The organism is Amycolatopsis sp. NPDC051371 (genome assembly GCF_040682155.1).
GTDB lineage: Bacteria > Actinomycetota > Actinomycetes > Mycobacteriales > Pseudonocardiaceae > Amycolatopsis.
This window is the reverse complement of sequence record NZ_JBFBAG010000053.1, coordinates 1-25441: the sequence shown is the minus strand read 5'-3', so window position 1 is coordinate 25441 and position 25441 is coordinate 1. Positions and strand designations below refer to the sequence as shown.

25 protein-coding genes and 2 tRNA genes are annotated in these 25441 nt (G+C 69.6%); 16 read left to right on the top strand and 11 right to left on the bottom strand.

Features of this window, described 5'->3' with window-relative positions; translation table 11 throughout:
- The first annotated feature begins 2 nt into the window (after positions 1-2).
- The 4 genes from AB0M59_RS43820 (at position 3) to AB0M59_RS43805 (ending at position 5190) form a co-directional block, all read left to right on the top strand.
- A complete protein-coding gene (locus AB0M59_RS43820) occupies positions 3-1835 on the top strand; it encodes a glycosyltransferase family 39 protein (protein ID WP_364627608.1) in 1833 nt (610 codons plus the stop codon).
- Positions 1836-1870: 35 nt separating this feature from the next.
- Positions 1871-2527 carry a response regulator transcription factor gene (locus AB0M59_RS43815; protein WP_364627607.1) on the top strand — a complete coding sequence of 219 codons (657 nt, stop codon included), beginning with the start codon at positions 1871-1873 and terminating at the stop codon, positions 2525-2527.
- The gene (locus tag AB0M59_RS43810; RefSeq protein ID WP_364627605.1) at positions 2524-3606 is read left to right on the top strand and encodes an ATP-binding protein; all 1083 of its coding nucleotides are present in this window, start codon (positions 2524-2526) and stop codon (positions 3604-3606) included. Before AB0M59_RS43815 ends, AB0M59_RS43810 begins: the two co-directional genes overlap by 4 nt.
- Positions 3607-3981: 375 nt before the next feature.
- Complete coding sequence (locus AB0M59_RS43805; protein WP_364627603.1) at positions 3982-5190, top strand: chitinase; 1209 nt, start codon at positions 3982-3984, stop codon at positions 5188-5190.
- A gap of 55 nt (positions 5191-5245) precedes the next feature.
- Here the strand turns inward: AB0M59_RS43805 and AB0M59_RS43800 are convergent, their stop codons facing one another.
- Positions 5246-6337 (bottom strand): dihydrofolate reductase family protein, encoded by a 1092-nt coding sequence (locus AB0M59_RS43800; protein WP_364627602.1) that lies wholly within the window; start codon positions 6335-6337, stop codon positions 5246-5248.
- Between the two features lie 54 nt (positions 6338-6391).
- Here AB0M59_RS43800 and AB0M59_RS43795 point away from each other — a divergent pair, with 54 nt between their 5' ends.
- Positions 6392-6643, top strand: coding sequence for a hypothetical protein (locus AB0M59_RS43795; RefSeq protein WP_364627600.1), 252 nt, complete (start codon positions 6392-6394; stop codon positions 6641-6643).
- Between the two features lie 6 nt (positions 6644-6649).
- Here the strand turns inward: AB0M59_RS43795 and AB0M59_RS43790 are convergent, their stop codons facing one another.
- The 3 genes from AB0M59_RS43790 to AB0M59_RS43780 form a co-directional block, all read right to left on the bottom strand.
- On the bottom strand, positions 6650-7882 hold the full coding sequence (locus tag AB0M59_RS43790; protein WP_364627598.1) for an aldehyde dehydrogenase family protein: 1233 nt from the start codon (positions 7880-7882) through the stop codon (positions 6650-6652).
- A 55-nt stretch (positions 7883-7937) separates the two neighbouring features.
- Entirely contained in the window at positions 7938-8705 is a 768-nt protein-coding gene (locus AB0M59_RS43785; protein WP_364627596.1) for a M50 family metallopeptidase, read from the bottom strand.
- Positions 8706-9165: 460 nt separating this feature from the next.
- Positions 9166-10068, bottom strand: coding sequence for a DNA-3-methyladenine glycosylase 2 family protein (locus AB0M59_RS43780; protein ID WP_364627594.1), 903 nt, complete (start codon positions 10066-10068; stop codon positions 9166-9168).
- A 142-nt stretch (positions 10069-10210) separates the two neighbouring features.
- Here AB0M59_RS43780 and AB0M59_RS43775 point away from each other — a divergent pair, with 142 nt between their 5' ends.
- From AB0M59_RS43775 to AB0M59_RS43765, 3 genes are all read left to right on the top strand, one after another.
- Complete coding sequence (locus AB0M59_RS43775; RefSeq protein ID WP_364627592.1) at positions 10211-10963, top strand: class I SAM-dependent methyltransferase; 753 nt, start codon at positions 10211-10213, stop codon at positions 10961-10963.
- 39 nt (positions 10964-11002) lie between these two features.
- Positions 11003-12325: a M20 family metallopeptidase gene (locus tag AB0M59_RS43770; RefSeq protein ID WP_364627591.1), complete on the top strand. Its 1323-nt coding sequence runs from the start codon at positions 11003-11005 to the stop codon at positions 12323-12325.
- Positions 12326-12423: 98 nt separating this feature from the next.
- Positions 12424-13461, top strand: coding sequence for a trypsin-like peptidase domain-containing protein (locus AB0M59_RS43765; RefSeq protein ID WP_364627589.1), 1038 nt, complete (start codon positions 12424-12426; stop codon positions 13459-13461).
- Between the two features lie 113 nt (positions 13462-13574).
- Here the strand turns inward: AB0M59_RS43765 and AB0M59_RS43760 are convergent, their stop codons facing one another.
- A complete protein-coding gene (locus AB0M59_RS43760) occupies positions 13575-13952 on the bottom strand; it encodes a DUF3224 domain-containing protein (RefSeq protein ID WP_364627588.1) in 378 nt (125 codons plus the stop codon).
- 71 nt (positions 13953-14023) lie between these two features.
- Positions 14024-15556 (bottom strand): helicase HerA-like domain-containing protein, encoded by a 1533-nt coding sequence (locus AB0M59_RS43755; RefSeq protein ID WP_364627586.1) that lies wholly within the window; start codon positions 15554-15556, stop codon positions 14024-14026.
- 102 nt (positions 15557-15658) lie between these two features.
- On the opposite strand from AB0M59_RS43755, the gene orn reads away from it, so the two are divergent.
- The 3 genes from orn to proP all read left to right on the top strand — a co-directional run bounded on the left by orn (position 15659) and on the right by proP (position 17958).
- Positions 15659-16267 carry an oligoribonuclease gene (gene orn / locus AB0M59_RS43750; protein ID WP_364627584.1) on the top strand — a complete coding sequence of 203 codons (609 nt, stop codon included), beginning with the start codon at positions 15659-15661 and terminating at the stop codon, positions 16265-16267.
- A gap of 77 nt (positions 16268-16344) precedes the next feature.
- Positions 16345-16420, top strand: a tRNA-His gene (locus tag AB0M59_RS43745).
- An 83-nt stretch (positions 16421-16503) separates the two neighbouring features.
- Positions 16504-17958: a glycine betaine/L-proline transporter ProP gene (gene proP, locus AB0M59_RS43740; RefSeq protein WP_364627583.1), complete on the top strand. Its 1455-nt coding sequence runs from the start codon at positions 16504-16506 to the stop codon at positions 17956-17958.
- On the opposite strand, the gene AB0M59_RS43735 is transcribed toward proP, so the two are convergent.
- Complete coding sequence (locus tag AB0M59_RS43735) at positions 17955-18626, bottom strand: alpha/beta fold hydrolase (RefSeq protein WP_364627581.1); 672 nt, start codon at positions 18624-18626, stop codon at positions 17955-17957. The genes proP and AB0M59_RS43735 overlap by 4 nt on opposite strands.
- Before the next feature lie 74 nt (positions 18627-18700).
- Here AB0M59_RS43735 and AB0M59_RS43730 point away from each other — a divergent pair, with 74 nt between their 5' ends.
- Positions 18701-19039, top strand: a complete 339-nt coding sequence (locus AB0M59_RS43730) for a helix-turn-helix domain-containing protein (protein WP_364627580.1) — start codon at positions 18701-18703, stop codon at positions 19037-19039.
- Here AB0M59_RS43730 and AB0M59_RS43725 read toward each other — a convergent pair.
- Positions 19036-20223: an Ig-like domain-containing protein gene (locus AB0M59_RS43725; RefSeq protein WP_364627579.1), complete on the bottom strand. Its 1188-nt coding sequence runs from the start codon at positions 20221-20223 to the stop codon at positions 19036-19038. The two genes, AB0M59_RS43730 and AB0M59_RS43725, sit on opposite strands and share 4 nt — an antisense overlap.
- Positions 20224-20389: 166 nt before the next feature.
- Here AB0M59_RS43725 and AB0M59_RS43720 point away from each other — a divergent pair.
- A tRNA-Lys gene (locus AB0M59_RS43720) sits at positions 20390-20462 on the top strand.
- 65 nt (positions 20463-20527) lie between these two features.
- Here AB0M59_RS43720 and AB0M59_RS43715 read toward each other — a convergent pair.
- Both AB0M59_RS43715 and AB0M59_RS43710 read right to left on the bottom strand, forming a co-directional pair.
- A complete protein-coding gene (locus AB0M59_RS43715; RefSeq protein WP_364627677.1) occupies positions 20528-21508 on the bottom strand; it encodes a site-specific integrase in 981 nt (326 codons plus the stop codon).
- 60 nt (positions 21509-21568) lie between these two features.
- Positions 21569-21913, bottom strand: coding sequence for a hypothetical protein (locus AB0M59_RS43710; protein ID WP_364627578.1), 345 nt, complete (start codon positions 21911-21913; stop codon positions 21569-21571).
- Between the two features lie 82 nt (positions 21914-21995).
- Here AB0M59_RS43710 and AB0M59_RS43705 point away from each other — a divergent pair, with 82 nt between their 5' ends.
- Entirely contained in the window at positions 21996-22943 is a 948-nt protein-coding gene (locus AB0M59_RS43705) for a hypothetical protein (RefSeq protein ID WP_364627576.1), read from the top strand.
- 1019 nt (positions 22944-23962) lie between these two features.
- On the opposite strand, the gene AB0M59_RS43700 is transcribed toward AB0M59_RS43705, so the two are convergent.
- A complete protein-coding gene (locus AB0M59_RS43700; protein ID WP_364627575.1) occupies positions 23963-24244 on the bottom strand; it encodes a hypothetical protein in 282 nt (93 codons plus the stop codon).
- A 165-nt stretch (positions 24245-24409) separates the two neighbouring features.
- Between AB0M59_RS43700 and AB0M59_RS43695 the strand changes: the two genes are divergently transcribed.
- Both AB0M59_RS43695 and AB0M59_RS43690 read left to right on the top strand, forming a co-directional pair.
- Positions 24410-24577 (top strand): hypothetical protein, encoded by a 168-nt coding sequence (locus AB0M59_RS43695; protein WP_364627574.1) that lies wholly within the window; start codon positions 24410-24412, stop codon positions 24575-24577.
- Positions 24578-25060: 483 nt separating this feature from the next.
- Positions 25061-25306: a helix-turn-helix domain-containing protein gene (locus AB0M59_RS43690; RefSeq protein ID WP_364627572.1), complete on the top strand. Its 246-nt coding sequence runs from the start codon at positions 25061-25063 to the stop codon at positions 25304-25306.
- The last annotated feature ends 135 nt before the right edge of the window (positions 25307-25441 follow it).

The following is a 25441-nucleotide window of genomic DNA, read 5'->3' as shown; positions in this document are numbered from 1 at the left end:
CCATGATCACCGCCGCCCCTCCGAAGACCCGCCCCTGGGCGCTCCCCCTCGTCTGCCTCGGCGCCGCCCTGCTCTACGCCTGGAAGATCGGCGACGGCCAGCTCGGCAACACCTACTACTCGGCCGCCGTCAAGTCGATGACCGGCGGCTTCACCAACTTCCTCTTCGGCTCCTTCGACCCCTACGGCGTCGTCACGGTCGACAAACCGCCGATGGCGCTGTGGCCGCAGGCGATCTCCGTCCTGGTCTTCGGCTACCACGGCTGGGCATTGCTCCTGCCGCAAGTCCTCGAAGGCGTCGCGGCGGTCTTCCTGCTTCACCGCACCGTCCGGCTGTGGGCCGGCGAGAACGTCGCCCTCCTGGCCGCGACGATCCTCGCGCTGACGCCGGTCACCGTGATCATCGACCGCGACAACAACCCCGACACGCTGCTCGTCCTGTTCCTGGTCGCCGCCGCGTACGCGGTCACCCGCGCGCTCGAAGACGGCCGGAAATGGCTGTGGTGGTGCGCTTTCTTCGTCGGCTGCGGCTTCCTGACGAAGATGCTGCAGGCGTGGATCGTCGTGCCCGCCCTGGTCCTCGCCTACCTCGCCGGGACGACCGGACCGCTCAAGTGCCGTCTGCTGGACATCCTCGGCGCCGGCGCGGTCCTGGCCGTCTCGTCGTTCTGGTGGATCGCGCTCCACGACTGGTGGCCCGGCGCCAAGCCGTACATGGGCGGCAGCGAGGACGGCTCCGCGTGGGACCTCGTCTTCGGCTACAACGGCTTCGGCCGCCTCTCCGGCGACAGCGAGGGCGGCGGCATGATGATCATGCGCAACGGGCAGCAGACCATGACGTCGTTCGGCGGTGACCCCGGGCCGGGCCGGATGTTCAACGACCTCGTGGGCGGGCAGATCTCGTGGCTGCTGCCGCTCGCGTTGCTCGTCCTGATCGTCATCGGCCGCCGGTGGCGGGACACCGGCTGGCTGCTGTGGGGCGGCTGGCTGCTGGTGACGACCGCGGTCTTCAGCTTCGCCGGCGGCATCTGGCACCCGTACTACACGACGGCGATGGCACCCGCGATCGCCGCGATTTCGGCCGCCGGGCTCGCGCTGCTGTGGCGGTACCACCGGCGGACGCTGCTCCCTCTGGCCATCGCGCTGAGCGCGGTCTGGGCGTTCGTCCTGACTTCGCGCGACACGACGTTCCACGGCTGGACGCGCTGGGCGGTGATCGGGACGGCCGCGGCCGCGATCGCCTGGCTGGTGGTGGCACCTCATCGACGCGCATTCGTCGCCGCGCTGGTGCCGCTGCTGCTCACGCCGGCGGTGTGGTCGTTCGCCGCCGCGCAGAGCACGTCGGCCGGGACGCTGCCCGCCGCGGGACCAGCCGGCGGGCCCGGTGCGCCGCCGACGCCGTCGCCCGGTGGGCCGCAGCCCCGGCTCATGCTCGCCGGCGGAGACGGCACGGCCACGCTGTCGGACCAGCAACGGCGCATCCTCGACTACGCCCGCCGGAACGGCACCGAGATCACCCTGGCGGTGAACGCCGAGGCGGGTGCGGTCGCGCCGTTCCTCATCGACTCGGACGCGACCGTGATCGGCATGGGCGGTTTCGGCGGCCGCGACGACGCGCCCACGGTCTCGCAGCTCGACCGCTGGCTCGCCGAGGGCAAGCTCCGGTTCGTGCTGAGCGGCGCGGGAACTTCGCCCGGACCGCCGCGGAGCCCGGTCCAGGGCGAACGTCAACGCTGGATCGAGCGGCACTGCGCGGTCGTCGACCCCGGCGCGTACGGCGGTTCCGGTCCGATGCGCGTCATCGGCGGCCCGGACACGCTGTACCGGTGCCGCTAACGGCGAGGAAACACCGGCGCGGCGATCATGGCGGCATGCGGGTCCTGGTGGTGGAGGACGAGCCGATGCTCGCGGACGCGATCGCGGAGTGGCTGCGCGACGAGTCCCACGCCGTCGACATCGCCCACGACGGCGGCGCCGCGCTCGAGCGGATCGCCGTGTACGACTACGACGTCGTCGTGCTCGACCGGGACCTGCCGGTCGTGCACGGCGACGACGTCTGCCGGCGGGTGGTCGCCTCCGAGGCGGCGACGCGGGTCCTGATGCTCACCGCGGCCGTCGAGGTCACCGACCGCGTCGCCGGGTTGTCCCTCGGCGCCGACGACTACCTGACGAAGCCGTTCGCCTTCCCCGAGCTGGCCGCCCGCATCCAGTCGCTGGGGCGGCGCTGCCGCCCGGCCGCGCCGCCGATCCTGCGCCGCTCCGGCGTCACGCTCGATCCGGCGCGGCACGAGGTGTTCCGCGACGGGCGGTACCTCCCGCTGTCCAAAAAGGAGTTCGCCGTGCTCGCCGAGCTGCTGCGCGCGGACGGCGCCGCCGTGTCCGCCGAACACCTGCTGGAGAAGGCGTGGGACGAGCACGCGGACCCGTTCACCGGCGCGGTCCGGCTCACGATCCTCAAGCTGCGCCGCAAGCTCGGTGACCCGCCGCTGGTGGAGACGGTCACCGGGGTCGGCTACCGGCTCCGATGAGCCTCCGGCTGCGGCTGACCGTGCTGTACGGCGGCCTGTTCGTGCTGGCGGGCGGGGCGCTGCTGGGCGTCACGTACCTGCTGTTCACACAGCAGGTCGGGCGGCGGGTCACGTTCATCGCGGGCACCGCGCCGGTCGGTCTGCCGCAGCTGCCTTCGCCGGAGTCCCTCGACGAGCAGGCGCGTCAGGTGCGCGAAGCGGCGGCGACGTCGCTCCTGACCCAGGGTGCGATCGCGCTCGGCGCGGTGGCGGTGCTGGCGGCTGGGCTGGGCTGGCTGGTCGCAGGCCGGGCACTGGCGCCGTTGCGGCAGGTCACGGACACGGCGCGCCACATCGCGGCGGCGGCCGACCCGGGCGGTCACTCGCGGATCGCGTTGCGCGGCCCCGACGACGAGGTGAAGAACCTGGCCGACGCGTTCGACGTGATGGTCGAGCGGCTCGACCGGTCGTTCGACGCGCAACGGCGGTTCGTCGCGAACGCGTCGCACGAGCTGCGCACGCCGCTGACGCTGAACCGTTCGCTGGTCGAGGTGGCGATGCACCGCAGAACGGCATCCGAGGACGTCCGGCAGCTCGGCGGCAAGCTGCTGCAGATCAACGCGCGGCACGAGAGGCTGATCAGCGGGTTGCTGCTGCTGGCCCGATCCGAGAGCGCGCTGACCGAGCGCTGCCCGGTGGACCTGGCGGCGGTGGTGGCGCACGTCGTGCCGCCGGGGGTTTTCGAGGAGCTGGGTGAAGCGACGGCCCTGGGAGACGCGCTGATGCTGGAACGGCTGGCGCACAACCTGGTGGAGAACGGCATCCGCCACAACGTCGAGGACGGCTGGGTGCGGGTGACGACCCGGTCGTTGCCGGGGCGGGTGGAGCTGGAGGTGGCCAACAGCGGCCCGGTGATCCCACCGGCGGAGGTGCCGGCGCTGTTCGACCCGTTCCACCGGCGGGCCCGGGTGGCCGCGGAGGGCGCGGGGCTGGGGTTGTCGATCGTGCGCTCGGTGGCGCACGCGCACGGCGGGGAGGTGGTGGCGACGGCCCGGCCGGAGGGTGGGCTGGTGGTGGTCGTGTCCCTGCCTGCGGCTTGAGGGCTCGACGAGGCACCTCGTTTTGGCAGCGCGGTCCTGCCGCGCATCGCTGCCCGCCGGTGCCGCCCTACGTGCGCCGTTTGCCCGCACTGGCTCACCTCACGCGGCTTGCCCGTTTCTCCGCCTCCGCTTGCCCGTCCCGCCACCGGACCTCGCTTCGGCGCGCGGGAATCCTGCCGCCGCCTTACTCTCCCGCTTCCTCCGCCGCGGCGACCCGCCTCTGGCTCACCCGCTCGTCACGGATCTCGGACAAATATCGGATATTACGGCGCTTTTCACCCGTCGATCGCCCCTATCCGACCTTCGTGTCTTGACTTAGTCAATGGTCTAGTCCAATAGTTTGTCCACCCTCGATCCCCACCGGGAGGACAGATCATGCGCAGGAGCAGACTGGCCGCCATCGGGCTCGCCGCCGCCACTTTCGCCGCCACCGCCGTCAGCCTCGTGCTCGGCGCGCCCTCGGCCACCGCGGCGTTGAGCAACAACTGGTACGCCGCCGCGCCCTACCTGATGCCCGTGAGCAACAACCCGCCCGACCCGATCACCGTGATGAACGCGACCGGGCTCAAGGCCTTCCAGCTCGCGTTCATCCTGGCGCCCAACGGCGGCGGCTGCAGCCCGACCTGGGACGGCACCTCGGCCGTCTCGTCCGACACCACCGTCGCGAACGTGATTTCGCGGATCCGCGGCGCGGGCGGCGACGTCTCGGTGTCCGTCGGCGGTTACGGCGGTACGAAGCTCGGCCAGACCTGCGGGAACGTGGCCGCGACCGCCGCCGCGTACCAGCAGGTCATCAGCAAGTACTCGCTCAAGGCGATCGACTTCGACCTCGAAGAGCCCGAGTACGAAAACACCGCGGCCATCGCGAACGAGCTCGGCGCGGCGAAGACGTTGCAGGCCAACAACCCCGGCCTGTTCGTGTCGGTGACCATGCCGGGCACCGCGGCCGGCACCGGCTGGTTCGGCACGCAGCTGCTCGACCAGGCGAAGTCGATCGGCTTCACCCCCAACAACTTCTCGATCATGCCGTTCGACGGCGGCTTCAACGGCGGGTCGTCTCAGGTGTCCGCCCTGGAAGCGCTGCACGGCCTGCTGATGTCGCACATGGGCTGGGACAGCGCGACCGCGTACTCGCACGAGGGCTTTTCCGGCATGAACGGCAAGTCGGACGCGGCGGAGATGTTCTACACTGCCGACTTCCAGACGGTCTACGACTACGCGACCAGCCACGGCCTCGGCCGCTTCACGTTCTGGTCGGTCAACCGCGACCGCGCGTGCGTCGGGACGACCGACAACGGCGTCTGCAGCAACGTCCCGCAGAACGACTGGGACTTCACGAAGTTCAGCGTCCGGTTCGCCGGCGCGACCCCGCCGCAGACGACGCCGACCCAGCCGACCACGACCCCCACCACCCCGGGCGGCGGCTCCTGCACCGCAGCGGAGTGGGACCGGACGAAGGTCTACGTCAAGGACAACGTCGTTTCGCACAACAGCCACAAGTTCACGGCCAAGTGGTGGACGCAGGGCGAAGAGCCCGGCACCACCGGCGAATGGGGCGTGTGGCAGGACAACGGCGCCTGCTAGCACCTGACGTCCGGCGAAGGCCACTCCGAGCTGCGTGGGGTGGCCTTCGTGGCTTTCAGAACTCGAGGTGGGTGTTCTCGCGCTGGACCTCCGGGGTCAGCGCGGGCACCTCGACGACGTGCCGCCCGGCTTCCCGCAGCAGCTCGGTGCCCCGGGCGTCCACGAAGACGGGCGGCTCGCGCCACGCGAAGACGACCCGAGGGATCCCGGCGTCGAGGATGAGCCGGGTGCAGCTGAGCGGGTGGGAGCTGCGGTTGCTGCACGGCTCCAGCGAGCTGTAGATCGTCGCCCCGGCCAGGCGCGGGTCGCCGCCGCACTTGGCGAGCGCGGCTTCCTCGGCGTGGTTCAGGGGGTCGCCCTCGCCGGAATGCCCGGTCGCGATGACTTCGCCGTCGGCGTCGGTGATGACGGCCCCGACCCGGAAGGTGTGGCTCGGCGGGCACTCGGCGGCGAGCGCGATGGCTTCCCGCAGGCGCCGGACGTCCCGGCCGGTCGGCTCGGCCGCGGCCCGGTAGCGGAGAATCGCCATACCCTGGAGCTCTTCCGCGCTGACGAGAGTCAGCGGACGCGGGTAGAGCCCGGGCCCGACGAACCGCGGCGCGTCCGGCTGCCCGACGAAGAACGGCGCGATCGCCAGCCGCAGCTCGTCGGCGAGGCCTTCGGTGAGGAACCGGGTGTGGATCCCGCCGCCGCCCTCGACCAGCAGGTTCCCGATGCCGCGCGCGCCGAGGTCGTCGAGGACGCGCGAGAAGTCGGACGGATCCCCGGCATCGACGACGGTCGCGACGTGCTTCAGCGCGTCGGCGGCCCCGGGCGGCGCGTAAACGATCTTTTCGGTGTCCCCGACGGTGAAGAACTGCGCGTCCGGGTCGAGGCCGCGGGTGGTGACGGTGACCTTGACGGGCTGTTCGGGCTTCCCCTGCTCCAGCCGCCATTTCCGCAGCTCCGGGGAGCGCACGAGCAACCGCGGGTTGTCGGCCCGGACGGTCCCGGCCCCGACGAAGATCGCGTCGGCCTCGGCCCGCAACCGGTCCACCACCGCGAAGTCGTCCTCTGTGGACAGTACGAGCCGCTCGGGCGAGGTGTCGTCGAGGAAGCCGTCGAGCGACTGCGCGGCGGACAGCAGGACGTGCGGCCGGGTGAACACCCGGCCCAGTATGCCGCGCCGTAACACGCCCGGCGATCGCGGCGTCTATCCGGCATGGACACGCGCGGCTGGTACCACGAACGGACCCTCACCACGGTCGACACCGTCGGCCGGGAGGTACCGGTGTCGACCGGGCTCACCCGCGACCCGGAAGGCCGGCTGGTGGCGGCGATCGCCATCAGCGACGGTCCGACCGCGATCTTCCGCTACGCCGCCGAAGCCGGCGACCGGACCGAACTGCTGGACAACACCGAGCAGACCGTGAAGGAGCTGCGGCGGCTCGCGAGCGTGCCGCCGCGGATCTGACCGGCCTCAGGCGGGCAGGACGGCGTACTGGCGGACGTAGAGGTCCGTGTACGTCACCGGCCCGCGGGGGCCGGGGACCTTGTCCAGGTTGATGCCGGTTTCCGGGACCGCGAGCAGCTTGAAGCCGTCGAGGAGACGGGTCGGGGCGTTCCAGAAGACGCCCGTGCCGGTGTAGCCGTCGAAGAAGGCGTCCGCGGCCGACGCGTCGTCGGTGGCGATGCCCGCCGCCAGGCCCGACGTCCGCTCGTTGGCGATCTCGACGGCGTCGGCGAGCGCGCCGACCTTGGCCACTGTGACGGTCGCCTCGCGGTCGGAGTCCAGCGCCCACTCGTAGCCGATGGCGTGCTCGTGGGGCGCCAGCGAAGGCGTGACACCCCGCTCGGCCAGTGCCTCGGAGATGCCCGGCCAGACGTCGTCGTGGATGCCCTCGTGGATGAGCAGCAGGTTCAGCCGGTTGCAGACGCCCAGCCGGTCGAGGCTCGCGTAGACGAGGTCACGCGCCTTTGTGACGTCCGCCCCGCGATCGATGTACAGGACGCCGCCGCCGTCGGCGTGGGCCAGCGTGCGCACGCCGTGGACGGCCGCCTCGGTGGCCAGCGCCCGGGTGCTGTCACCACTGCCGCGCAGGATCACGAGCGGCACCAGGTTCGGCAGCCGCACCAGCGCGGACGCCGCCTCGCGCTCCACTCGCGGCACGAGCTGGACGCAGTCCGCGTCGATGCCGGCCTCGGTCAGCGCCGGGGCGATGACCACCTCGCGCAGCCGCTGGGCCGAGCCGAGCGCGGCCGAGCCCGTGCGCAGCACACCGCCGTTGCGGGACTTGACCAGCTGCGACGCCACGTCGACGGTCACGTTCGGCCGCGCCTCGTAGTTCGCGCCGATCACGCCGACCGGACGTCGCCGCTCGACCAACTTCAGGCCGCCGTCCAGCGTGGACACGTCGACCGAGCGCTCCTGGTGCGGGGCGCCGGCGAGCAACTGGAGCTGCTCGGCCATGCCGGTCAGCCGCTCCGGGGTGATGGTGAGCCGGTCGAGCAGACCGGCGCTCATCCCCTCGGCCTTCGCGCGCTCGACGTCGGCCTGGTTCGCCTCCAGGATCTCGTCGCGGTGCGCGAGCAGCCTCTCGGCCATCCCGGTCAGCGCGGCGTCGACGGCCTCGGCGGAAGCGGCGGCGAGCGACGGCGCGGCCAGCTTCGCCGCCCGTGCGCACTCCTCCACGGCCTTGGCGACCTCGTCCATCGTTCGGCTCCCTCCGCGCGGACCAGCGAGAGACCAGTTTGCCGCATGGGCGTGGCTAGGCGGCCACGGGCTCCAGGAGCCACAGCGCGCCGGCGATGAGGCAGCTGACCGTCCCGACGGCGAAGACCAGCACCCACAGCACCGGCGGCACCGCGGTGAGCCGGCCCAGCTGGTCGGCGTCGGAGTCGCGGGCGCGGCCCTGCCGCCGCTTGACCTGCAGCTCCATCACCGGCCGCACGCCCCCGAACAGCAGGAACCACGTCACGAGGTAGCTGAACGGAGCCTGCACCTCGACCGGCGCGACGAACGCGACCAGCGCGAGCACGACGGCACTGGCGACGACGCTGAACACCCCGTAGGCGTTGCGGATCATCACCAGCACGCCGAGCAGCAGCAGCGCGATCAGCACGAGGACGGTGCCGACGAGGTCGGCGCCCAGCAGGCTGGCGAACAGCAGCCCGAGCACCGACGGCGCCAGGTAGCCGGCCATCGCGGTGAAGGCCATGCCCGGCCCCTCGGGCTTGCCGCGCGAGACGGTGACGCCCGAGGTGTCCGAGTGCAGCTTGATGCCCTGCAGACGCCGCCCGACCAGCACGGCGGCCAGGGCGTGCCCGGCCTCGTGCACGATGGTGACGCCGTTGCGCGCCAGCCGCCAAGGCCTGCCGCCGACGAGCACGACCAGCAGCGCCACCCCACCGGCGACCAGCGTGATCACGGCCGGGGTCTGGGCCTGCTCGATCAGCGACGGAGTGGTGGCGGCCGCGTGGACGGCAGCACCGGCACCGGCCTGGCCGCCGAGCGCGAGTTGAACGGGCGAGCTCACCCGAACACCTCACCACAGGCGATATCTGGCTACTGTGAGTCCCCGCCGCTGGCGGTTTCGCCGACTGCGGTATCGGGTCGATGCGGTCTCCTGTCGTCGTGGTGTGGGCTGGACGCCGGTTCGGGCTCGCGGCGACGGACTGACTGGGCGCTCGGGCACGGCGCGGCCGGCCGCGCCGCTGGGGAACGTCGGCTTCCGGCGCGGTGAGCCGGCCTCGCGTGACTGAAGCCGTGACTCGTGTGCCGGAGCACGGAACTCGGGTGACCAAGGCCGAGACTCGCGTGCTTGAAGCCGGAACTCGCGTGATCGGGGACGGAACTCGCGTGATCAGGGCCGGAACTCGCGTGACTGGGGACGGAACTCGCGTGATCGAGGCCGAGACTCGCGAGGTTGGCGAGCCAGGTGAGTGCACTCATCCCAGCCCACGCCGGACCTCCGAGGTCGCCGCCCGCGGGTCAGGTCATCGGGACTCCCTCATCCGCGCCTCCCCTTCCACTCGGAACAGGAACGACACCCAGCTGCGGAACGGCGCCCACGCCTCGGCTATCTCCGTCAGCTCCTCTACGCCCGCCTCCGGGAGGTGGTACGCGTCGCGCATGATCTCGTGGAGGCGGGACTCCGCCCGGGGGAACACGTCCGGGTGGCCGGCGCCGCGGATCAGGATCAGCTCGGCGCTGAAGCGGCCTATCCCCGGCAAGAGCTGCAGCTGTTTCAGCGCCTCGTCCGCCGGCATCGCCCGCAACGCCGCCGCGTCGAGCATGCCGTCGGCCGCGGCCTCGGCGATTCCGCGCAGCCGCTGCATCTTGGGACCCGACAAGCCCGGCAGGTACTCCAGCTTCGCCAGCGCCGCGGGCGCCGGGAACGCTGTCAGCACGCGGCCGCCGACGTCGACCTCCGTGCCGTGGCGCTCGGCCAAACGCCGGCGGAGCCGGACCGCCTGGGTCATCCAGATCCGGTGGCTCAGCACCGCCCAGCACGCCGCCTCGTACGGGGACGCGAACAGGACCGGCCTCAACCCCGGGTGCATCCCCTGCACCAGCGACACCACCGGATCGCGGGCGCCGATCTCCCCGAACCCGGTGCCGTCGACGTCCAGCGAACACATCCTCCGCGCCTGCGTCACCACCGCATCCGCCTGCGAGGGCGGGCCGTGGACCTCCACCGCCACCTCGCCGGGCGATCTCTGCCGCAGCACCGCTCCCGCCGGTGTCCACTCGCCGTCGAGCGGGAACGCCACCCGGAGCGCGCCGGGCTCCGCTTCCGGCTGGCCGGCGGGCGCGAAACCCGTCAGGAACTTGGCCGCCGCGGCCAGGTCGAACTCGCCACGTACCGTGATCTCGCTGCCCAGCAGGGAAATCGTCATCTGTCCTCCTCGGATCGGAACCTTGCCTGCGACACTAGGCGGGACCACCGACAATTCCGGACTCGAACGCCTGAGCCCGCGAATTCTTCACTCGTTCGAGTGGCCGGGATTTGACATACTGCCGGTATTCGAGAGGAGCGCAATGCCGACCAAGACCGCCACCGAACGCCTCGAAGACCTGCTCGAGACGCCCGCGAAGGCCGCCGACGGCTACCTCGACCTGCTGGGCGCCATCAGCCAGGCCGGCCCGCCGACCGGCCTCACCCAGCGCCTGATGCGCACCACCCTTCTCCCGCGGGTCTACGAGCGGTACTGGCGCCCCACCCTCGGCCGCGCGCTCAAGGGCCCACTCGGACCGAGCATGGCGGGCGAAATCAAGCTCGCGACGAAGCTCCTCGATCTGAACCCCGGCGACACCGCGCTCGACGTCGCCTGCGGCACCGGCCGGTTCACGCGCGCGTTCGGTGCGGCCGTCGGCGCGGGCGGGCTCGCCATCGGCCTCGACGGCGCGCGCACGATGCTCGCCAAAGCCGTCGCCGAGGACGGCCCGGCCTCCGTCGCCTACCTGCGCGCCGACGCCGTACGCCTCCCGCTGAGAGAGTCCACTGTGGACGGCGTCTGCTGCTTCGCCGCCCTTCACATGTTCGCCGAGCCCGAAACCGCGTTGGACTCCTTCGCGCGTGTGCTGAAGCCCGGCGGCCGGATCGTGTTGCTGACGAGCGCCCGGCGTGGCTGGCAACCCGCGCGGGTAGCGGAGTCCGTCGGCGGGATCTTGAGCGGGCAACGGATGTTCGACCGCGGCGAGATCGCGGCGAGCCTGCGCGCCCGCGGCTTCACCGGGATCACCGAGCGGTACGCCGGCGTCACGCAGATCGTGGCGGGCCGGCTGGGCTGAGCACCGCGGATTGTCGGAGGCTGCGGTTAGCATCGCCCCATGACCCACCACGAGCCCGTCCCGCCCGACGACAGCTACCTGCGTTCCCTGGTCGAGGCCACCGCCGACGCCGTCGCGGCCGCCGAACCGCTGTCCTCGCCGCACCCCGGTGCGGACGAGGCGACCCGGGCCGAGGTGACCGCCGCGGTCGAGCGCAGTTCACCCGATCTGGTGGCGTTGAGCCAAGATCTGCACGCCCACCCCGAGGAGGGGTTCGCCGAGCACCGCTCGGTGCAGGCGCTGGCGGACCTCCTGAACCGCCACGGCCACGAAGCGACCGTCGGCGTCGGTGGGCTCGACACCGCGCTGCGCGTCAGCACCCCGCAGCGAGAAGGCCCGCACATCGCCGTCCTCGCCGAGTACGACGCGCTCCCCGGCCTCGGCCACGCGTGCGGTCACAACGTCATCTGCACGACCGCCGCGGGCGGCTTCCTCGGTGCCGCCACGGTCGCCGAGCGGCTCGGCGGCCGGGTCAGCCTGATCGGCACCCCGGCCGAGGAAGGCGGCGGCGGCAAGGAGATCCTCGCCCGCGCCGGCGTGTTCGACGACGTCGACGCGGTGATCATGCTGCACCCCTTCAGCCACGACATCGCGCTGCACCCGTTCCTCGGCCGCCGCCAGCTGGAGATGGTCTTCCACGGCGTCGGCGCCCATGCGAGCGCTCAGCCGTTCATGGGCCGCAACGCGCTCGACGCCGCCGTCGCCGCCTACCAGGGCGTCTCGGCGCTGCGCCAGCAACTCCCGCAGAGCGACCGCGTCCACGGCATCTTCACCGACGGCGGCGCCCGGCCGAACGTCATCCCGGAACGGGCCGCACTGCTGTTCTACCTCCGCTCCGAATCCCCCGACACGCTGCGCGACCTCGCCGCGCGCATGACGTCGATCGCCGAAGGCGCGGCGGCGATGACCGGCTGCGGCGTCGAGCTGACCTGGGACGCCCAAGCCGCCTACCTGCCGATCCGCTTCAACACCACGCTCGCCGGCCGCTGGTCGGTCAACCAGGCGGGCACCGGCCGCAAGCCGCTCCCGCCGGGCATCGTCCCGGAGTCGCTCACGGGCTCGACGGACCTGGGCAACCTGTCGTACCGGATGCCAGCGCTACACCCGATGCTCGCGGTCTCGGGCCCGACGGTCGCGTTGCACACCAAGGAGTTCGCGGCTGCGGCCGGTTCGGAGACCGGCGACGCGGGAGTCCGCGACGGCGCGCTGGGCCTGGCCCTGACCGCGGCGGACTACCTGGGCGACGCCGAACTGCGGAAGGCGGTCCACGACGAGTTCGAGGCGGCGGGAGGCGCACTGGACGTGCCGTCGTTCTTCGCCTGATGCCTGAGAACCGCCTGAGTTTTCTCAGCTGATTCTTCTCAGCAAAGCCTGAGGTATTTCCACAGGCTGTTCACAAGCACGGGCGCGAATCTAGATCCATGACCGAGAACGAGAGTCGGCCCGGCCCCGCCTCACCCGGTGGGCACCAGCCGCACCACAGCACCCAGCAGTACGGGCCGTACGCGCAGCAGCAGTACGGCTACCAGCAGCAGGCCGCGCCGAACCCTCTGTTCACCCCGCAGCCGCCGCTCCAGCAGCCGGGGCAGCCGCCCACGGCGCTGAAGACCAAGCCGCGCAAAGGCGGCCGCGTCGCGATGATCGTCAGCGCGACCGCCCTCGGCGCGGCGCTGGTCGGTGGCGTCGGCGGCGCCGCGATCGTCGGGCTCACCACGAACTCGGCGGACGGCGCGACGACGTCGGTGAGCACGCCCGCGGCGAACGGGCAGACGGTCTCGAACTCGACCTCCGGCGACGTCAGCGGCGTCGCGGCGAAGGTGACGCCGAGCGTGGTCCAGATCAACGTAACCACCGAGCAGGGCGAGGCGATCGGCTCCGGCGTCATCCTCACCTCGAACGGCCGGATCCTGACCAACGCGCACGTCGTCGACGGCGCCCAGAACGTCGTGATCACGACCTCCGACGGCAAGAAGTACCAGGCCAGCGTGGTCGGCGCGGACACCAAGGCGGACATCGCCGTGGTCCAAGCCCAGAACGCGAGCGGTCTGACGGCGGCGACGCTGGGCGACTCGAGCAAGCTGGCCGTCGGCCAAGAGGTCGTCGCGATCGGCTCGCCGGGCGGGCTGCAGAACACCGTCACCACCGGCATCGTCAGCGCGCTCAACCGGAACCTGTCCGACATCGGCCAGGGCGAGCAGCAACAGCAGTCGCCCTTCAGCCGCACGTCGAACCAGTCCGAAGACTCGCCCAGCTACACCGCGATCCAGACGGACGCCTCGATCAACCAGGGCAACTCCGGCGGCGCGCTGGTCGACGCGCAGGGCAACGTCATCGGCATCAACTCGGCCCTCTACAGCCCGACGGCCTCGGCCAACGGCTCGGCCGGCAGCGTCGGGATCGGCTTCGCCATCCCGATCAACGACGCCAAGAAGATCGTCGACCAGATCGTGAACAACTAGGACGCGGGCGGGCCGTGGTCGGGGCGGTCCGTTCCACCCGCTTTCGGGGAGCGGGGACAGCGAAGGCCGTTTCGAGAGTCAATCGGGGGCTCTCGAAACGGCCTTCGCGCTGTCTACAGCTCGTACGTGAGCGTCAAGGTGTGGTTCTGCTCGGCGTCCACCTCGATGTTCGCCGTGCCGGAGATCCCGGTCAGCTCGCCCGAGCCCGAGCCGGTGAGGATCTTCAGCGTCAGGCCGGACTCGTCGGCCGAGTGGTGCAGGACGAAGGCGCCCTTGCGACCGTCGACCGAGACGGCGAGACGCTCGAAGGCGACGTACGCACGCGAAGTCGCGTTCGACGCCGTGAGCATCTCGACGGTGCTGGTCCCTTCGACCGCTCCGGTGAACGTCTTGGCGATCGCCACCCGGGCGAACTCCGTGCCCGCGGCCTCGTCGGTCGCTTGCGGCGCCCACTCGTCGAGGACGAACGACGCGGTGGCAGTGCTGGTCATGGCTGGTTTCCCCTGTCTCGAAGGTGAGCCGAGCATCGCAGCCATACCTGACAGCTCGCGTCAGGTATTCGTCACCGCTTCCGGTTGCCGAACAGCCCGCGCGTGATCTCCCGGCCCAGCGCGCTCGCGGCGGACCGCATGAACGACTTCACGGCCGGGTTCTTCATCGCCGACTCGATGAGTCCCGGCTCGTCCTTCTCCTTCTCGGGAGCCGGAGGAGCCTCAGCAGGCGCAGCTTCCGGCGCGGGAGCCGCGGCGACCTTCGCGGCCAGCTTCTCGTACGCGGACTCGCGATCGATCGTCTCGGCGTACTTCGCGTGCAGGTCCGACGAAGTGACCGCGGCGGCAACGGCTTCGGGACCGATCGAGCCCATCTTCGACCGCGGCGCCCGCAGCCGCGTCCACGCCACCGGCGTCGGCGCGCCCCGCTCCGACAGCACCGTGACGATCGCCTCGCCGATGCCCAGCGACGTCAACGCCGTGTCGAGCTCGTAGAACTTCGTCTTCGGGTAGGTCTTGACCGTCTTGGCCAGCGCCGCCTGGTCGTCCGGGGTGAACGCCCGCAGCGCGTGCTGGATCCGCGCGCCGAGCTGCGAAAGCACGTTGTTGGGGATGTCCGTGGGCAGCTGCGTGCAGAAGAACACGCCGACGCCCTTCGACCGGATCAGCTTCACGGTCTGCTCGATGCGCTCGAGGAACGCCTTCGACGCGTCGTTGAACAGCAGATGCGCCTCGTCGAAGAAGAAGACGAGCTTCGGCTGGTCGAGATCGCCCTCCTCCGGCAGCTCCTCGAACAGCTCGGCCAGCAGCCACATCAGGAACGTCGAGAACAACGCCGGCTTCGCCTGCAGGTTGTCCAGCTCCAGCAGCGTGACGACGCCCTTGCCGTCGTTCTGGCGCATGAGGTCGTGGACATCCAGCTCCGGCTCGCCGAAGAAGTCCTCGCCTCCTTGGGCCTCGAGGTTCGACAACGCGCGCAGGATCACCCCGGCCGTCACCGCCGACACCCCACCGATGCCCTTGAGGTCCGCCTTGCCCTCGTCGCTGGTCAGGTGCGTGATCACCGACCGGAGGTCCTTCGTGTCCAGCAACGCGAGACCGCGCTGGTCGGCCCAGTGGAAGATCAGCCCGAGCGTCGACTCCTGGGTCTCGTTCAGCCCGAGCACCTTCGACAGCAGCACCGGCCCGAAACTCGTGATCGTCGCGCGGATCGGCGAGCCTTTCCCGCCGGTGCCCAGGGACAGGAACTGCACCGGGTACGCCGTGCCGGCCCAGTCGTCGCCCAGCTCCTGGGAGCGCTTACCGACCTTGTCGTTCGCTTCGCCGGCCGCGGCCAGGCCGGACAGGTCGCCCTTGACGTCCGCGAGCACCACTGGCACCCCGGCCGCCGACAGCTGCTCCGCGATCAGCTGCAACGTCTTGGTCTTGCCCGTCCCGGTCGCGCCCGCGACCAGGCCGTGCCGGTTCAGCGTCGCCAGCGGCAGGCGCACCGCGGCCGCGGCGTCCGTCTTCCCGTCGATCACCACCGCGCCCAGCTCGAGCGCGGCACCCTCACTCGCATAACCAGCGGCGATTTCGCTCGCCGGCGACCCCTGCTCGGTCACTCGCAACTCCCCGATCGTGTGTCCTGCACCACACCGCGAGCGTAACGCGCCGTACGCGCAGGTAACGCCGCTCTTATCCCCGTGTCGGGTTAGGGTCACCAGGTGACCGACCGCCTAGTCTGGATCGACTGCGAAATGACGGGGCTCGACCTCGGCAAGGAAGCGTTGATCGAAATCGCCGCCCTCGTCACCGACGCGGAGCTGAACGTGCTCGGCGACGGAGTCGACATCGTCATCCACGCCGACGAAGAAAAACTCGCCGGGATGCCCGACGTAGTCCGCGAGATGCACGCCCACTCCGGCCTCACCGAAGAGGTCCGCGCCTCCAGCGTCACCCTCGAAGAAGCCGAACGCCGCGTCCTCGACTACATCCGCGAGCACGTCCCCGAAGCCGGGACCGCGCCGCTCGCCGGCAACTCGATCGCCACCGACCGCGGCTTCATCGCGCGCGACATGCCGGCGCTCGACGCCCACCTCCACTACCGCCTGGTCGACGTCTCTTCCGTCAAGGAGCTCGTCCGCCGCTGGTACCCGCGGATCTACTACGCCAAGCCGGAGAAGGGCCTCGCGCACCGGGCGCTGGCGGACATCAAGGAATCCATCGGCGAACTCGACTACTACCGGCGCGTCGCCTTCGTCCCGCAACCCGGCCCGACCAGCGACGAAGCCAAGGCGGCGGCCGCTGAAGTGCAGGAACGGCACCAGGGGTAACCCCCTGCAATCCGCTTGAGGGCACCCGCTACGATTACTGCCAGCGAGGCGATCGCAAGCGGATCCCCTCGGTAATGGTGGGCGTAGCTCAGCTGGTAGAGCACCTGGTTGTGGTCCAGGAGGTCGCGGGTTCGAAACCCGTCGCTCACCCCAACACCCCAGTTTGGATCTTCGGACCGAACTGGGGTTTTTGCTTTTCGCACCCTTCGGCCGTCGGTGGCAACCCTCACGACCGGATGGCTCAGCGTGCACGCGGCCGGTCGGCGGTGCACCGTGTTCTGGTGGCACGTTCAGCACCGAGGATCAAAGGCCGGAAGAAGAAGCTGCGGTACGAGGACATCACCGTCATCGACCGCTCGCTTCTCAAGCGGGCGGTGGGAGCCGCCGCCCTCGGCAACGCCATGGAGTGGTTCGACTTCGGCGTCTACGCCTACATCGCCGACACCATCGCCGAGGTCTTCTTCCCGCCCACGATCTCCCCCGGAGTCCGGCTGATCGGGACGTTCGGCGCCTTCACCGCCGCCTTCCTCATGCGGCCCCTCGGCGGGCTGGTCTTCGGCCCCCTCGGCGATCGGATCGGGCGGCAGAAAGTCCTCGCCGTCACCATGATCATGATGGCTATCGGCACTCTGAGCATCGGGCTGATCCCGTCGTACTCCTCCATCGGGGTCTGGTCGCCGATCCTGCTCGTGGTCGCCCGGATGGTGCAGGGGTTCTCGACCGGCGGCGAGTACGGCGGCGCGACGACCTTCATCGCCGAGTACTCCCCCGACAAACGTCGCGGCTTCATGGGCTCGTGGCTCGAGTTCGGGACGCTGTCCGGGTACGTGCTCGGCGCGTCCGTCGTCACCGGCATGAAGGCCTGGGTCCCGCACGAGACGCTGCTCGACTGGGGCTGGCGCGTCCCGTTCCTGGTCGCCGGCCCGCTCGGCATCATCGGCCTCTACATGCGCCTCAAGCTCGAGGAAACGCCAGCGTTCCAGAAGCACGCCGAAGAGTCGGAGAAGCGCGGCCGCTCCGGCGAGCCGTTCTGGAAGATGTTCACCGACTACTGGCCCGCGCTGCTGATCTGCGTCGGCCTGGTGCTCGTGTTCAACGTCACCGACTACATGCTCCTGTCGTACATGCCGACGTACCTGTCCGAGCAACTGCACCTCGACGCGACCCACGGCCTGCTGCTGATCATCGTCGTCATGGTCGTGATGATGCTGATCATCCTGGTCGGCGGCCGGATCACCGACCACGTCGGCCGCAAGCCCGTCATGATGGCCGGCTGCCTCGGCTTCTTCGTGCTGTCCTGGCCGCTGATGCTGCTGGTGCACGACGGCGGCCTGGTCCTGACGTTCCTCGGGCTCATGGGCCTCGGCCTGCTGCTGCTCTGCTTCGAGGTTTCGATGCCCGCGGCCCTGCCGGCGCTGTTCCCGACCGCGATCCGCTACGGCGCGCTGTCCATCGCGTTCAACATCTCCGTGTCGCTCTTCGGCGGCACGACGCCGCTGGTCATGCAGGCGCTGATCTCGTCCACCGGCCACGATTTCTGGCCCGCGTGGTACATGATGGCCGCCGGCGCGGTCGGCGCCGTCGCGGTCTACTTCAGCCGGGAGACGGCGAACAAGCCTCTCTGGGGCTCGGGTCCCGCGGTGGCGACCGAAGAAGAGGCGCGGGAGCTGGTGCGCGAGTCGAAGGGCTAAGCGGCCTCGAGCAGCAGCCCGGTCAGCTCGGCGGGCATGGTGATCATGCAGTCGTGCCCGGTCGGCAGCTCCCGCACCGGCTCGCCCGCCGGGACCGGCCGCCGGGTGATACCCGTCGGCTCGCCGCCGACGCAGTGGATGTGCGTACGCGGAATCGCCTTCGCCGCCGGGTTGTCCAGCCGGACCGGCTCGGTCAAGCACCGCACCGGCTGGTCGGACAGCATCGAGCGCAGCCAGGCGACGTCGTCGGGATCGGTGACCCCGAACAGGCCCATCGGCGGCACCCGCCAGCCGTCCACCGCGCTGTCGATCAGCTGCTTCGTGACGGGGATGACGTCGGCCGCGGTCTCGCCGTCTTCGGGGACCATCGCGTCGAGGAACACCAGCCGCGCGATCCGCTCCGGCATCCGGTCGGCGGCTCCCGAGATGACCATCCCGGCGTAGCTGTGCCCGACCAGCACGACGTCGTGCTCGTCCTCGAGCACGCCGGCGATGTCGTCGATGTGGGTGCCGAGCCCGACTTCCGGGCTCAGCAGGTGGGCTTTGTCGCCGTACCCGGTCAGCGACGGCGCGAACACGCGGTGCCCGGCCGACTCCAGCAGCGGGACCACGCGGTCCCAGCTGCGTCCGCTGTGCCAAGCACCGTGTACCAGTAGAAACGTGGACATGGAACCATCGTGATCACTCGAAGCACACCGGACAATACGGCACTTTTTGGTGCCTCGGTTCTCAGGAGGTAACCGTGCAGGACGCGTGCCAGGCCCGCGAAGTCCTCGGGATCGTCGGGGACAAGTGGGCGCTGCTGGTCGTGCGGATGCTCAAGGACGGGCCGCGGCGCTTCACCGAGCTCAAGCGGGCCATCGACGGAATCAGCCAGCGCATGCTCACCGTGACCCTGCGCGACCTCGAGCGCGACGGGATCGTGACGCGCACGGTCCACGCCGTCATGCCGCCGCACGTCAGCTACGAGCTGACGTCGATGGGCCGGACGCTGCGCGAAGCCACCGCGCCGCTGCTCGAGTGGAGCCTCACGCACCTGCCGCTCATCGCGGCGGCCCGCGCGGAGTACGACGACCGCTAGTTCGCGGCCGTCTTCCACTCGTCCCAGGACAGCTGCCAGACGCTCCAGCCGTCGGTCGGCTCGAGCTTCGGGCCGCCGCTGTTCTGGACCGTGACGACGTCACCCTTCCTGGACGTGTCCATCAGCCACTTCGTGTTCTCGGTGGACAGGTTGAGGCAGCCGTGGCTGACGTTGCTGTGGCCCTGCTGCCGCACCGACCACGGCGCGGAGTGGTAGAAGATGCCGCTGTAGGACAGGCGGATCGCGTACTGGACGAAGGTGCTGTAGCCGCCGGGAGCGTCCTCGGGGACGCCGTAGGTGGCGGAGTTCATCGTGTAGCCGGTGTGCTCGCTCATGACGGTGTAGGTGCCGGCCGGGGTGTTGTGGCCGGGCTTGCCCATGGAGGTCGGCATGGTCCTGACCTCCTTGTCGTTGATCGTGACCGTCATCTGGTGCGTCTGGCCGTCGGCGACCGCGACGAGCTTGTCGCCGATCGTGCCGGTGATCTTCTTGTCCTCGCGGCCGTAGCTGCCCTTGCCGAGCGCCTTGCCGTAGACGGCGGCGTCGACCGTGATCTTGGTGCCGCTCTTCCAGTAGTCCTTCGGCCGCCAGGTCACCTGCTTGTCGCCGGACCAGCGGAAGGCGCCCTCGGTGGCCGGCTCGGCGGTGACCTTGAGCGCCTTCTCGGCGGCGGCCTTGTCGGCGACGTTCCCGCTGAAGGTGAAGATCAGCGGCATCCCGACGCCGACCGTCTCGCCGTCGTCGAGGTTCACCGAGACGCCGAGCTGCCGCGCGGGCTTGACGGTCGCGAACGACGACTCCTGCGTCACCGGCTTGCCGTCGGAGCCGGTCGCGGTCGCGGTCAGCTTGTAGGCCTTGTTGTAGCCGAGCGGCTCGGCGGAGTCCCACCCCGACCCGTCGGCGCGCGCCTTCCCCGCGACGACCTTGCCGTCGGCCCCGGTCAGCTTCACGTCACCGACCTTCCCGTCGGCAACGACGACGCTGACGGGCTCCCCGGGCGCGACGTCCTTGGCATCCTTCGCAGGGCTCACCGTGAGCACGGCAGGCTTCGGCGCGGGCTTGGGCGCACTCGAGGACGGCGTCGCCTTCGGAGGTTCACTCGAAGGGCTACCACTGCTGCAGCCGGCCACCGTGAGGCCGATCACCCCCGCGGCCACCAACAGCCGCACCCCCACACGCGTCATGTCCACCTGCCTGTTTCGCCGTCGATGTCCGACTACAGTGTGCCCGACCAGCCCCGACACCGGGGCGGCAACGTCGGAACTCGTCAACGGGACCCCCCTGGAACGAGCCCCGGAACCGGGTGCTAATGTTTTCCACGTCGCCGAGGGAAACCTCCGGCAGACACCGGCGCCATTAGCTCAATTGGCAGAGCAGCTGGCTCTTAACCAGCGGGTTCGGGGTTCGAGTCCCTGATGGCGCACCCCACTGAATCGAAGCCCACCTGCGGGTATCCTTGATCACGAGGATCTTGCCAGTGGGCTTTGATCATGGATGGGACCGGCGTGGGGCCGAATGAGACCGCGCTTGCCGGCCGTTGTCCTTGACCTTCTTGTTGCGGGCATGGCGGCCTTTGCCTCGCCCGCGTCGTTTCCCGCTTGCCCGGCCGCGCAACGAGGCCGCCGCATTCCGAGCCGCCGCCAGCACCAGAGCCGCCGTTGCCTCGGCGGCCTGATGGGCCAGGCAAGGCAGGACGCTGGTGTAAGTGTCGGCGGTAAGCACGATGCTGGAATGCCCCAGCATCGCCTGGACCACCTTCAAATCGTTCCCCGCGGCCAGCGACAAGCTCGCCGCCCCGTGCCGCAGGTCATGCAACCGGATCGGCGGCAACCCCGCCTCCGCCACCAGCCGCCTGAAGGCGTGTGTCACGTGCCCCGGGCTCAACGGCCCGCCATACCGGTTGGTGAACAGAAACCCGACCGGCTCGCCGGCCCGCTCTTGTCGCCGCTCTGCTCGAAGCGCTCGCAGCGCGGCCACCAAGCCATGATCCAGCGCCAACGTGCGGACGCTCGTTTCGGTCTTCGGTGGGCACACGACTGTGCGGCCGCCCCGGTCCTGCACTTGGTGCGATACCTGCACGACCGCAGCGTCGAGGTCCAGATCGCACCAGCGCAGCCCGGTCGCCTCACCCCGCCGCAACCCGAGCAACGCGACCGCCAGATACAGCACATACATCGGATGGCCACGCGCGTGCTCAAGGAACCCGGCCGTCTGCCGGACCGTCCACACCGCCACCGGCGGCCGCTCACCCGTCGCCCGCCAATGCGCCACCCGCGCCTCGGTCCACACCACCGCGCGCGGCCGCCGCCCCGACGGCAGCTCCACCAGATGCGCCGGGTTCCGCTCAATCACTCCCACCCGGATCGCGCCGTTCAGCGCCGCATGCAACGTCCCCCGGATCCGCACGAACGTGGCCGACGACAGTGGCCGCTCCCGTGTTGCGTTCGCCCGGGCCAACGCGACGAACATCGCCTGCACCCGCGCCACCGTCAACGACCGCAACGGCACACTCCCCAGGTACGGCTTCAGCTAGTCGCTGACGTGCTGGGTGTACAACCGGCGCGTGTTGAAGCTCAGGGTCTGGCGCATCTCCAGCCAGATGTCCAACCACTGCCCCACCGTGACCGCGCTCCGCCCCGGCACCACATCAGCCCCGAGCAGATACGCCCGCGCCTGCTCCGCGGCCGCACGGGACCGGAAGCCGCCACGACGCACCCGCTGCCGCCGACCGTCCCGGCCGCACGGCAGCTCCAGCGAGAAGTACCAACTCCCATGCCCCCGCTCGGCCAACCGCGGACACAGGGCACCTCGCTCGCCGCCGGCTTCTCCTCGTGCCTTACAGCCGCACCGCTTGTAGACCGCTGCTCGTCCCATCGCGACCTCCATGTCGACCAGCTCAGCGTGCGCCCCCGCGGACTCGACTACCACACGCAGCCCGCGGGGATAGCCTGGATGAATGACCCGCGCCCAGGGACGCAGCCGCAGAGTCAGGGTGACCGTCGAAGCGGTTGTCGACATCACCGATGAGAACGCACTCGAACAGGCCGCGATCGCCGACATCGAGACAGCGCAGTTCTCCGTCTCCGCTGACAGCGACCGCAGCGTCGCGCAGGTCCGACAGGACGAGCAGGACCACATCCGCAGCGACGCCGTCGCCGCCGTGCAATGGTTCGTCGACGCAGGCGGCGTGATCGATGATCGTCCCGGGATCGAGTTCGTCGAAGCCACCGAGTTGGTAGTCGAGATCGACGAACTCGGCGTACCAGTCTCGGCCTGGCCTCAATTCGCCGAACTCTTCCCCCTGTGCACCTGCGGCGCGGACGACTGCAACCGGTGCGGCGGCTTCCAACTGACACCACGAACGGCAGCAGCCCTGTGGACCGCAGCCGGAGTTCTGGCCGATCAAGCTTACGACGATGTCCTCGAACACGGTGACGAGCCGGTGAACGAAACTGGTGCCTGGGCCGTGTTCGACGAGTTCCCGCGGATCACCTGGCGACAGAACGCCGTCTGGCGCCGGCAAGCCGCACGCTCCTTCGGCGACCTCAGCGACGACCTAACTGACGGCAACCGGCCCCAGCCCCGCTGCCCAGCCGAAGAGATGGCACTGCACCTCATCCTCCGCTCCGCTGAAGCCGCCGTCGGCGATGACTGGGCCGGCTTCGCCGAACGCTACGCAGACCTGCCCGAACACGACGACGACCACGACTGGGACATGCTCAACGAAACACTGTTCCAAGACCTCGACATCCTCGCACTCTTCAGCAAACAGCTCGACGGCATCGAAGACCCAGACGCCGACCAAAACCGAGAACTCGGCATCGGCGACTACCGGCCACAAGCCTGGTTCGAACGGTTCCTCGACATAGACCCGCGGGACCCACGACGCCCCTTCCGCCGCTGAACGAGATCAACAACCGGGACACCGAATCGCGTGGGTGTCCCCAAGTACCTTAAGCACGCCCGCCGAGCCCGCCAGGAGCTCGGCAAGAGTTCTCCCCCGCCAACTGCCGGGGGCAACGCCAAGCCGAGCAGCCCGCAGGCAAGATCGCTGAGCTCGCTCGAACCAGAAATCCTCCGGATTATTGGTTCGAGTCGTTTCGGGTCGACGTCAGTCGCTCTAGCTGGGATGTTTGCAATCGCTCATGCTCTCAGTCGACGTCGGTCAACCTCGTTCGACCTGCAATTTCGCCCTTAAATCGCCCCTAGTTCGACAGCCAGGCCGCCGCACGCTGCCCCGCAGTCGCCAACGATGCCATCCGCGTCGCGCAACACGCTCCAGGCGGTTGCCCAGAAAGTGGCCGACCTGACCATCTGATTACAAGTGCGAGGGAAAGCAAAGTCGGTGAGTGTCGCTAAGTGTCAGACTCTGCCAATAAATGCAGGTCAGCCGACATCTTGACCGCCTTTCAGTATCGTCAAGTGTCGCACAGTGTCAGGCACTACTCAAGCAACGGAACCCCATCGGATACGCAATCACTGCTATCTTAGTCCATTGTAGACTAATGCAAGTCTGATCAACACCGCCTGATCGCCGCCGATCAGGGTGACGGCGAAGGTCAGCATCTTGATAGAGTTGGCCACACCGTAATCCTTAGAGGTCATGGACAATCTCGGGCACCCACGGCATCGCCTCGCTCTGCGAGGCTGTACCGGCCGATGATGTGTGCGGTGTCGAGCATCAACCAGTGCTCGACACCGCCCGGTTACGTCATCTGGTTGAGCGGGTACGTATGGCGCTTGCCGTGGTGGGATTGGTTCGCCAGCCTTGCCAGCCGCGGCACAGCACGTAGGCGACGGCGGCCGCCGCTACGAGGCTGAGGTCGATGGGCCAGGTCGTTCGATCGACGGACGTCATCCCGTTACGATCGAGACCGATCGAGGCGGCCTGCTCCACCGTCACCTCTTCTCGCATACACCGGTTCAGGGACGCGCCAGCCTCTGCACGCATGCCGACACGTCTTCCCGTGACTCGCCGAGATCGAAGGCGATCTGCGGGACCGTCACCGTTCCGGTCGACACCAGCCGGCTCATCGCGGCGACGATCACCCGAGCAGCCAGCTCGTCGTCGGCCGAAACCTGACCGGGCGGCACCGGAGTCGGCAGCGGCACGGCCCGCCGCATGTCTTCCGTGGTCCAACGGCGCGCAACGCCGCCACCACTGACGGAAAAGCCGCCGATCTCCTGGTCATCGCTGCTGGGCATGAGTCCAGTGAACCACACCAATGGGGTACAACGCCCAAAACGGGCATCGATAGGGTGGGTTGTAGCCGAGGGGACGGCTTCCACGTCGCAGGTTCTGCGCATCCTCCCCTGCCGCTATGGGCTCTCCCGACGATTGCAGCACATTCGATGGAGGAGGGGACGTCAATGAGACGCGTCATCAGCGTGTTCGCAGTAAGCGTTTTCGTGACAGCCGGCTTTTCAACAGCGAACGGCGTCGCGGCTGCTTCACCGCAGGAAACGCCGGGCTGGACGATCAGCCAGGCCAAGTCCATCGGCGGGAAAACCGTGTCATCGCAGGCGTTGCACTCCTAGGAGATCCGAAAGTTCTGGACTCCAGAGCGCATGCTGGCGGCGGTTCCGCTCCCCGCGCCTGTGGTCGACACCGACGACGCACGAGTGAAGGCCACCGGTGACAACATCGCTGCGGGTGCGCCGGCGACCGAAACTTCCTTCTGGTCGCGTGGACACCGCTGGCCCCGGGGTTTCGGGGGCGCCCACCCCGACCGCATCTCGCATGCGCGGAACGTGGAAACCCCGTCAGGGTCCGAGCGCAGCAGCTCGGTAAGCCGATCGCAAGAGGGGCTGAACTCCCTGGCGGGACAGGATGCCCAAGAAGCGGATGCCGGTGGCCGAAAGGCAACGGGACTCGCGGCGCCAACGCCAACGCCACCGCTCCAGGTGACTTGTCGCGGGGAACCGACCGGATGCCATCCAGACGATCGGGCCCGAAAAAGCGCTGGCATGGGCAGGTGAACCCGTGAAATCGCCAGCATCGCCGACGCGGTCGGCGTCAGCGTGCGCGCCCTCGAACGGGGCTTCAAACGCCATCTGGACATGACGCCGAACGGATACCTTCGCGATGTCCGCCTCCGGCGGGCACGTGAAGATCTCGAGATCAGCGCTCCTGACGTAGTAACTGTCGCCGAGGTCGCCCGACGGCACGGTCTCTTCCATTTTGGACGATTCGCCGGAAGCTACCGCGACCAATTCGGTGAGGCGCCGTCCGACACGCTACGACGTGTCAACACACTGCTCCGATGACATCGAAGCAACCGAGGTCGACGGCGCATCGGTTGCACGATGAGGTTCACCCCGAACGGTGGACAGGGGCTTACACAGTTCAGGCAGCCGCTGCCAGCGACCGCTCGTAGGTGTCGGGACTGAGCATCCCGATCG

Excerpts from the sequence above, each read along its gene's own strand:
- AB0M59_RS43815 (WP_364627607.1), top strand. The coding sequence starts at position 1,871 with ATGCGGGTCCTGGTGGTGGAGGACGAGCCGATGCTCGCGGACGCGATC.
- AB0M59_RS43765 (WP_364627589.1), top strand. The coding sequence starts at position 12,424 with ATGACCGAGAACGAGAGTCGGCCCGGCCCCGCCTCACCCGGTGGGCAC.
- AB0M59_RS43790 (WP_364627598.1), bottom strand. The coding sequence starts at position 7,882 with ATGGACGAGGTCGCCAAGGCCGTGGAGGAGTGCGCACGGGCGGCGAAG.
- AB0M59_RS43760 (WP_364627588.1), bottom strand. The coding sequence starts at position 13,952 with ATGACCAGCACTGCCACCGCGTCGTTCGTCCTCGACGAGTGGGCGCCG.
- AB0M59_RS43715 (WP_364627677.1), bottom strand. The coding sequence starts at position 21,508 with ATGTTCGTCGCGTTGGCCCGGGCGAACGCAACACGGGAGCGGCCACTG.
- AB0M59_RS43710 (WP_364627578.1), bottom strand. The coding sequence starts at position 21,913 with ATGGGACGAGCAGCGGTCTACAAGCGGTGCGGCTGTAAGGCACGAGGA.
- AB0M59_RS43805 (WP_364627603.1), top strand. The coding sequence starts at position 3,982 with ATGCGCAGGAGCAGACTGGCCGCCATCGGGCTCGCCGCCGCCACTTTC.
- AB0M59_RS43780 (WP_364627594.1), bottom strand. The coding sequence starts at position 10,068 with ATGACGATTTCCCTGCTGGGCAGCGAGATCACGGTACGTGGCGAGTTC.
- AB0M59_RS43810 (WP_364627605.1), top strand. The coding sequence starts at position 2,524 with ATGAGCCTCCGGCTGCGGCTGACCGTGCTGTACGGCGGCCTGTTCGTG.
- AB0M59_RS43775 (WP_364627592.1), top strand. The coding sequence starts at position 10,211 with ATGCCGACCAAGACCGCCACCGAACGCCTCGAAGACCTGCTCGAGACG.
- AB0M59_RS43700 (WP_364627575.1), bottom strand. The coding sequence starts at position 24,244 with ATGCCCAGCAGCGATGACCAGGAGATCGGCGGCTTTTCCGTCAGTGGT.
- AB0M59_RS43705 (WP_364627576.1), top strand. The coding sequence starts at position 21,996 with ATGACCCGCGCCCAGGGACGCAGCCGCAGAGTCAGGGTGACCGTCGAA.
- AB0M59_RS43725 (WP_364627579.1), bottom strand. The coding sequence starts at position 20,223 with ATGACGCGTGTGGGGGTGCGGCTGTTGGTGGCCGCGGGGGTGATCGGC.
- AB0M59_RS43735 (WP_364627581.1), bottom strand. The coding sequence starts at position 18,626 with ATGTCCACGTTTCTACTGGTACACGGTGCTTGGCACAGCGGACGCAGC.
- AB0M59_RS43770 (WP_364627591.1), top strand. The coding sequence starts at position 11,003 with ATGACCCACCACGAGCCCGTCCCGCCCGACGACAGCTACCTGCGTTCC.
- AB0M59_RS43820 (WP_364627608.1), top strand. The coding sequence starts at position 3 with ATGATCACCGCCGCCCCTCCGAAGACCCGCCCCTGGGCGCTCCCCCTC.
- proP (WP_364627583.1), top strand. The coding sequence starts at position 16,504 with ATGGCTCAGCGTGCACGCGGCCGGTCGGCGGTGCACCGTGTTCTGGTG.
- AB0M59_RS43795 (WP_364627600.1), top strand. The coding sequence starts at position 6,392 with ATGGACACGCGCGGCTGGTACCACGAACGGACCCTCACCACGGTCGAC.
- AB0M59_RS43695 (WP_364627574.1), top strand. The coding sequence starts at position 24,410 with ATGAGACGCGTCATCAGCGTGTTCGCAGTAAGCGTTTTCGTGACAGCC.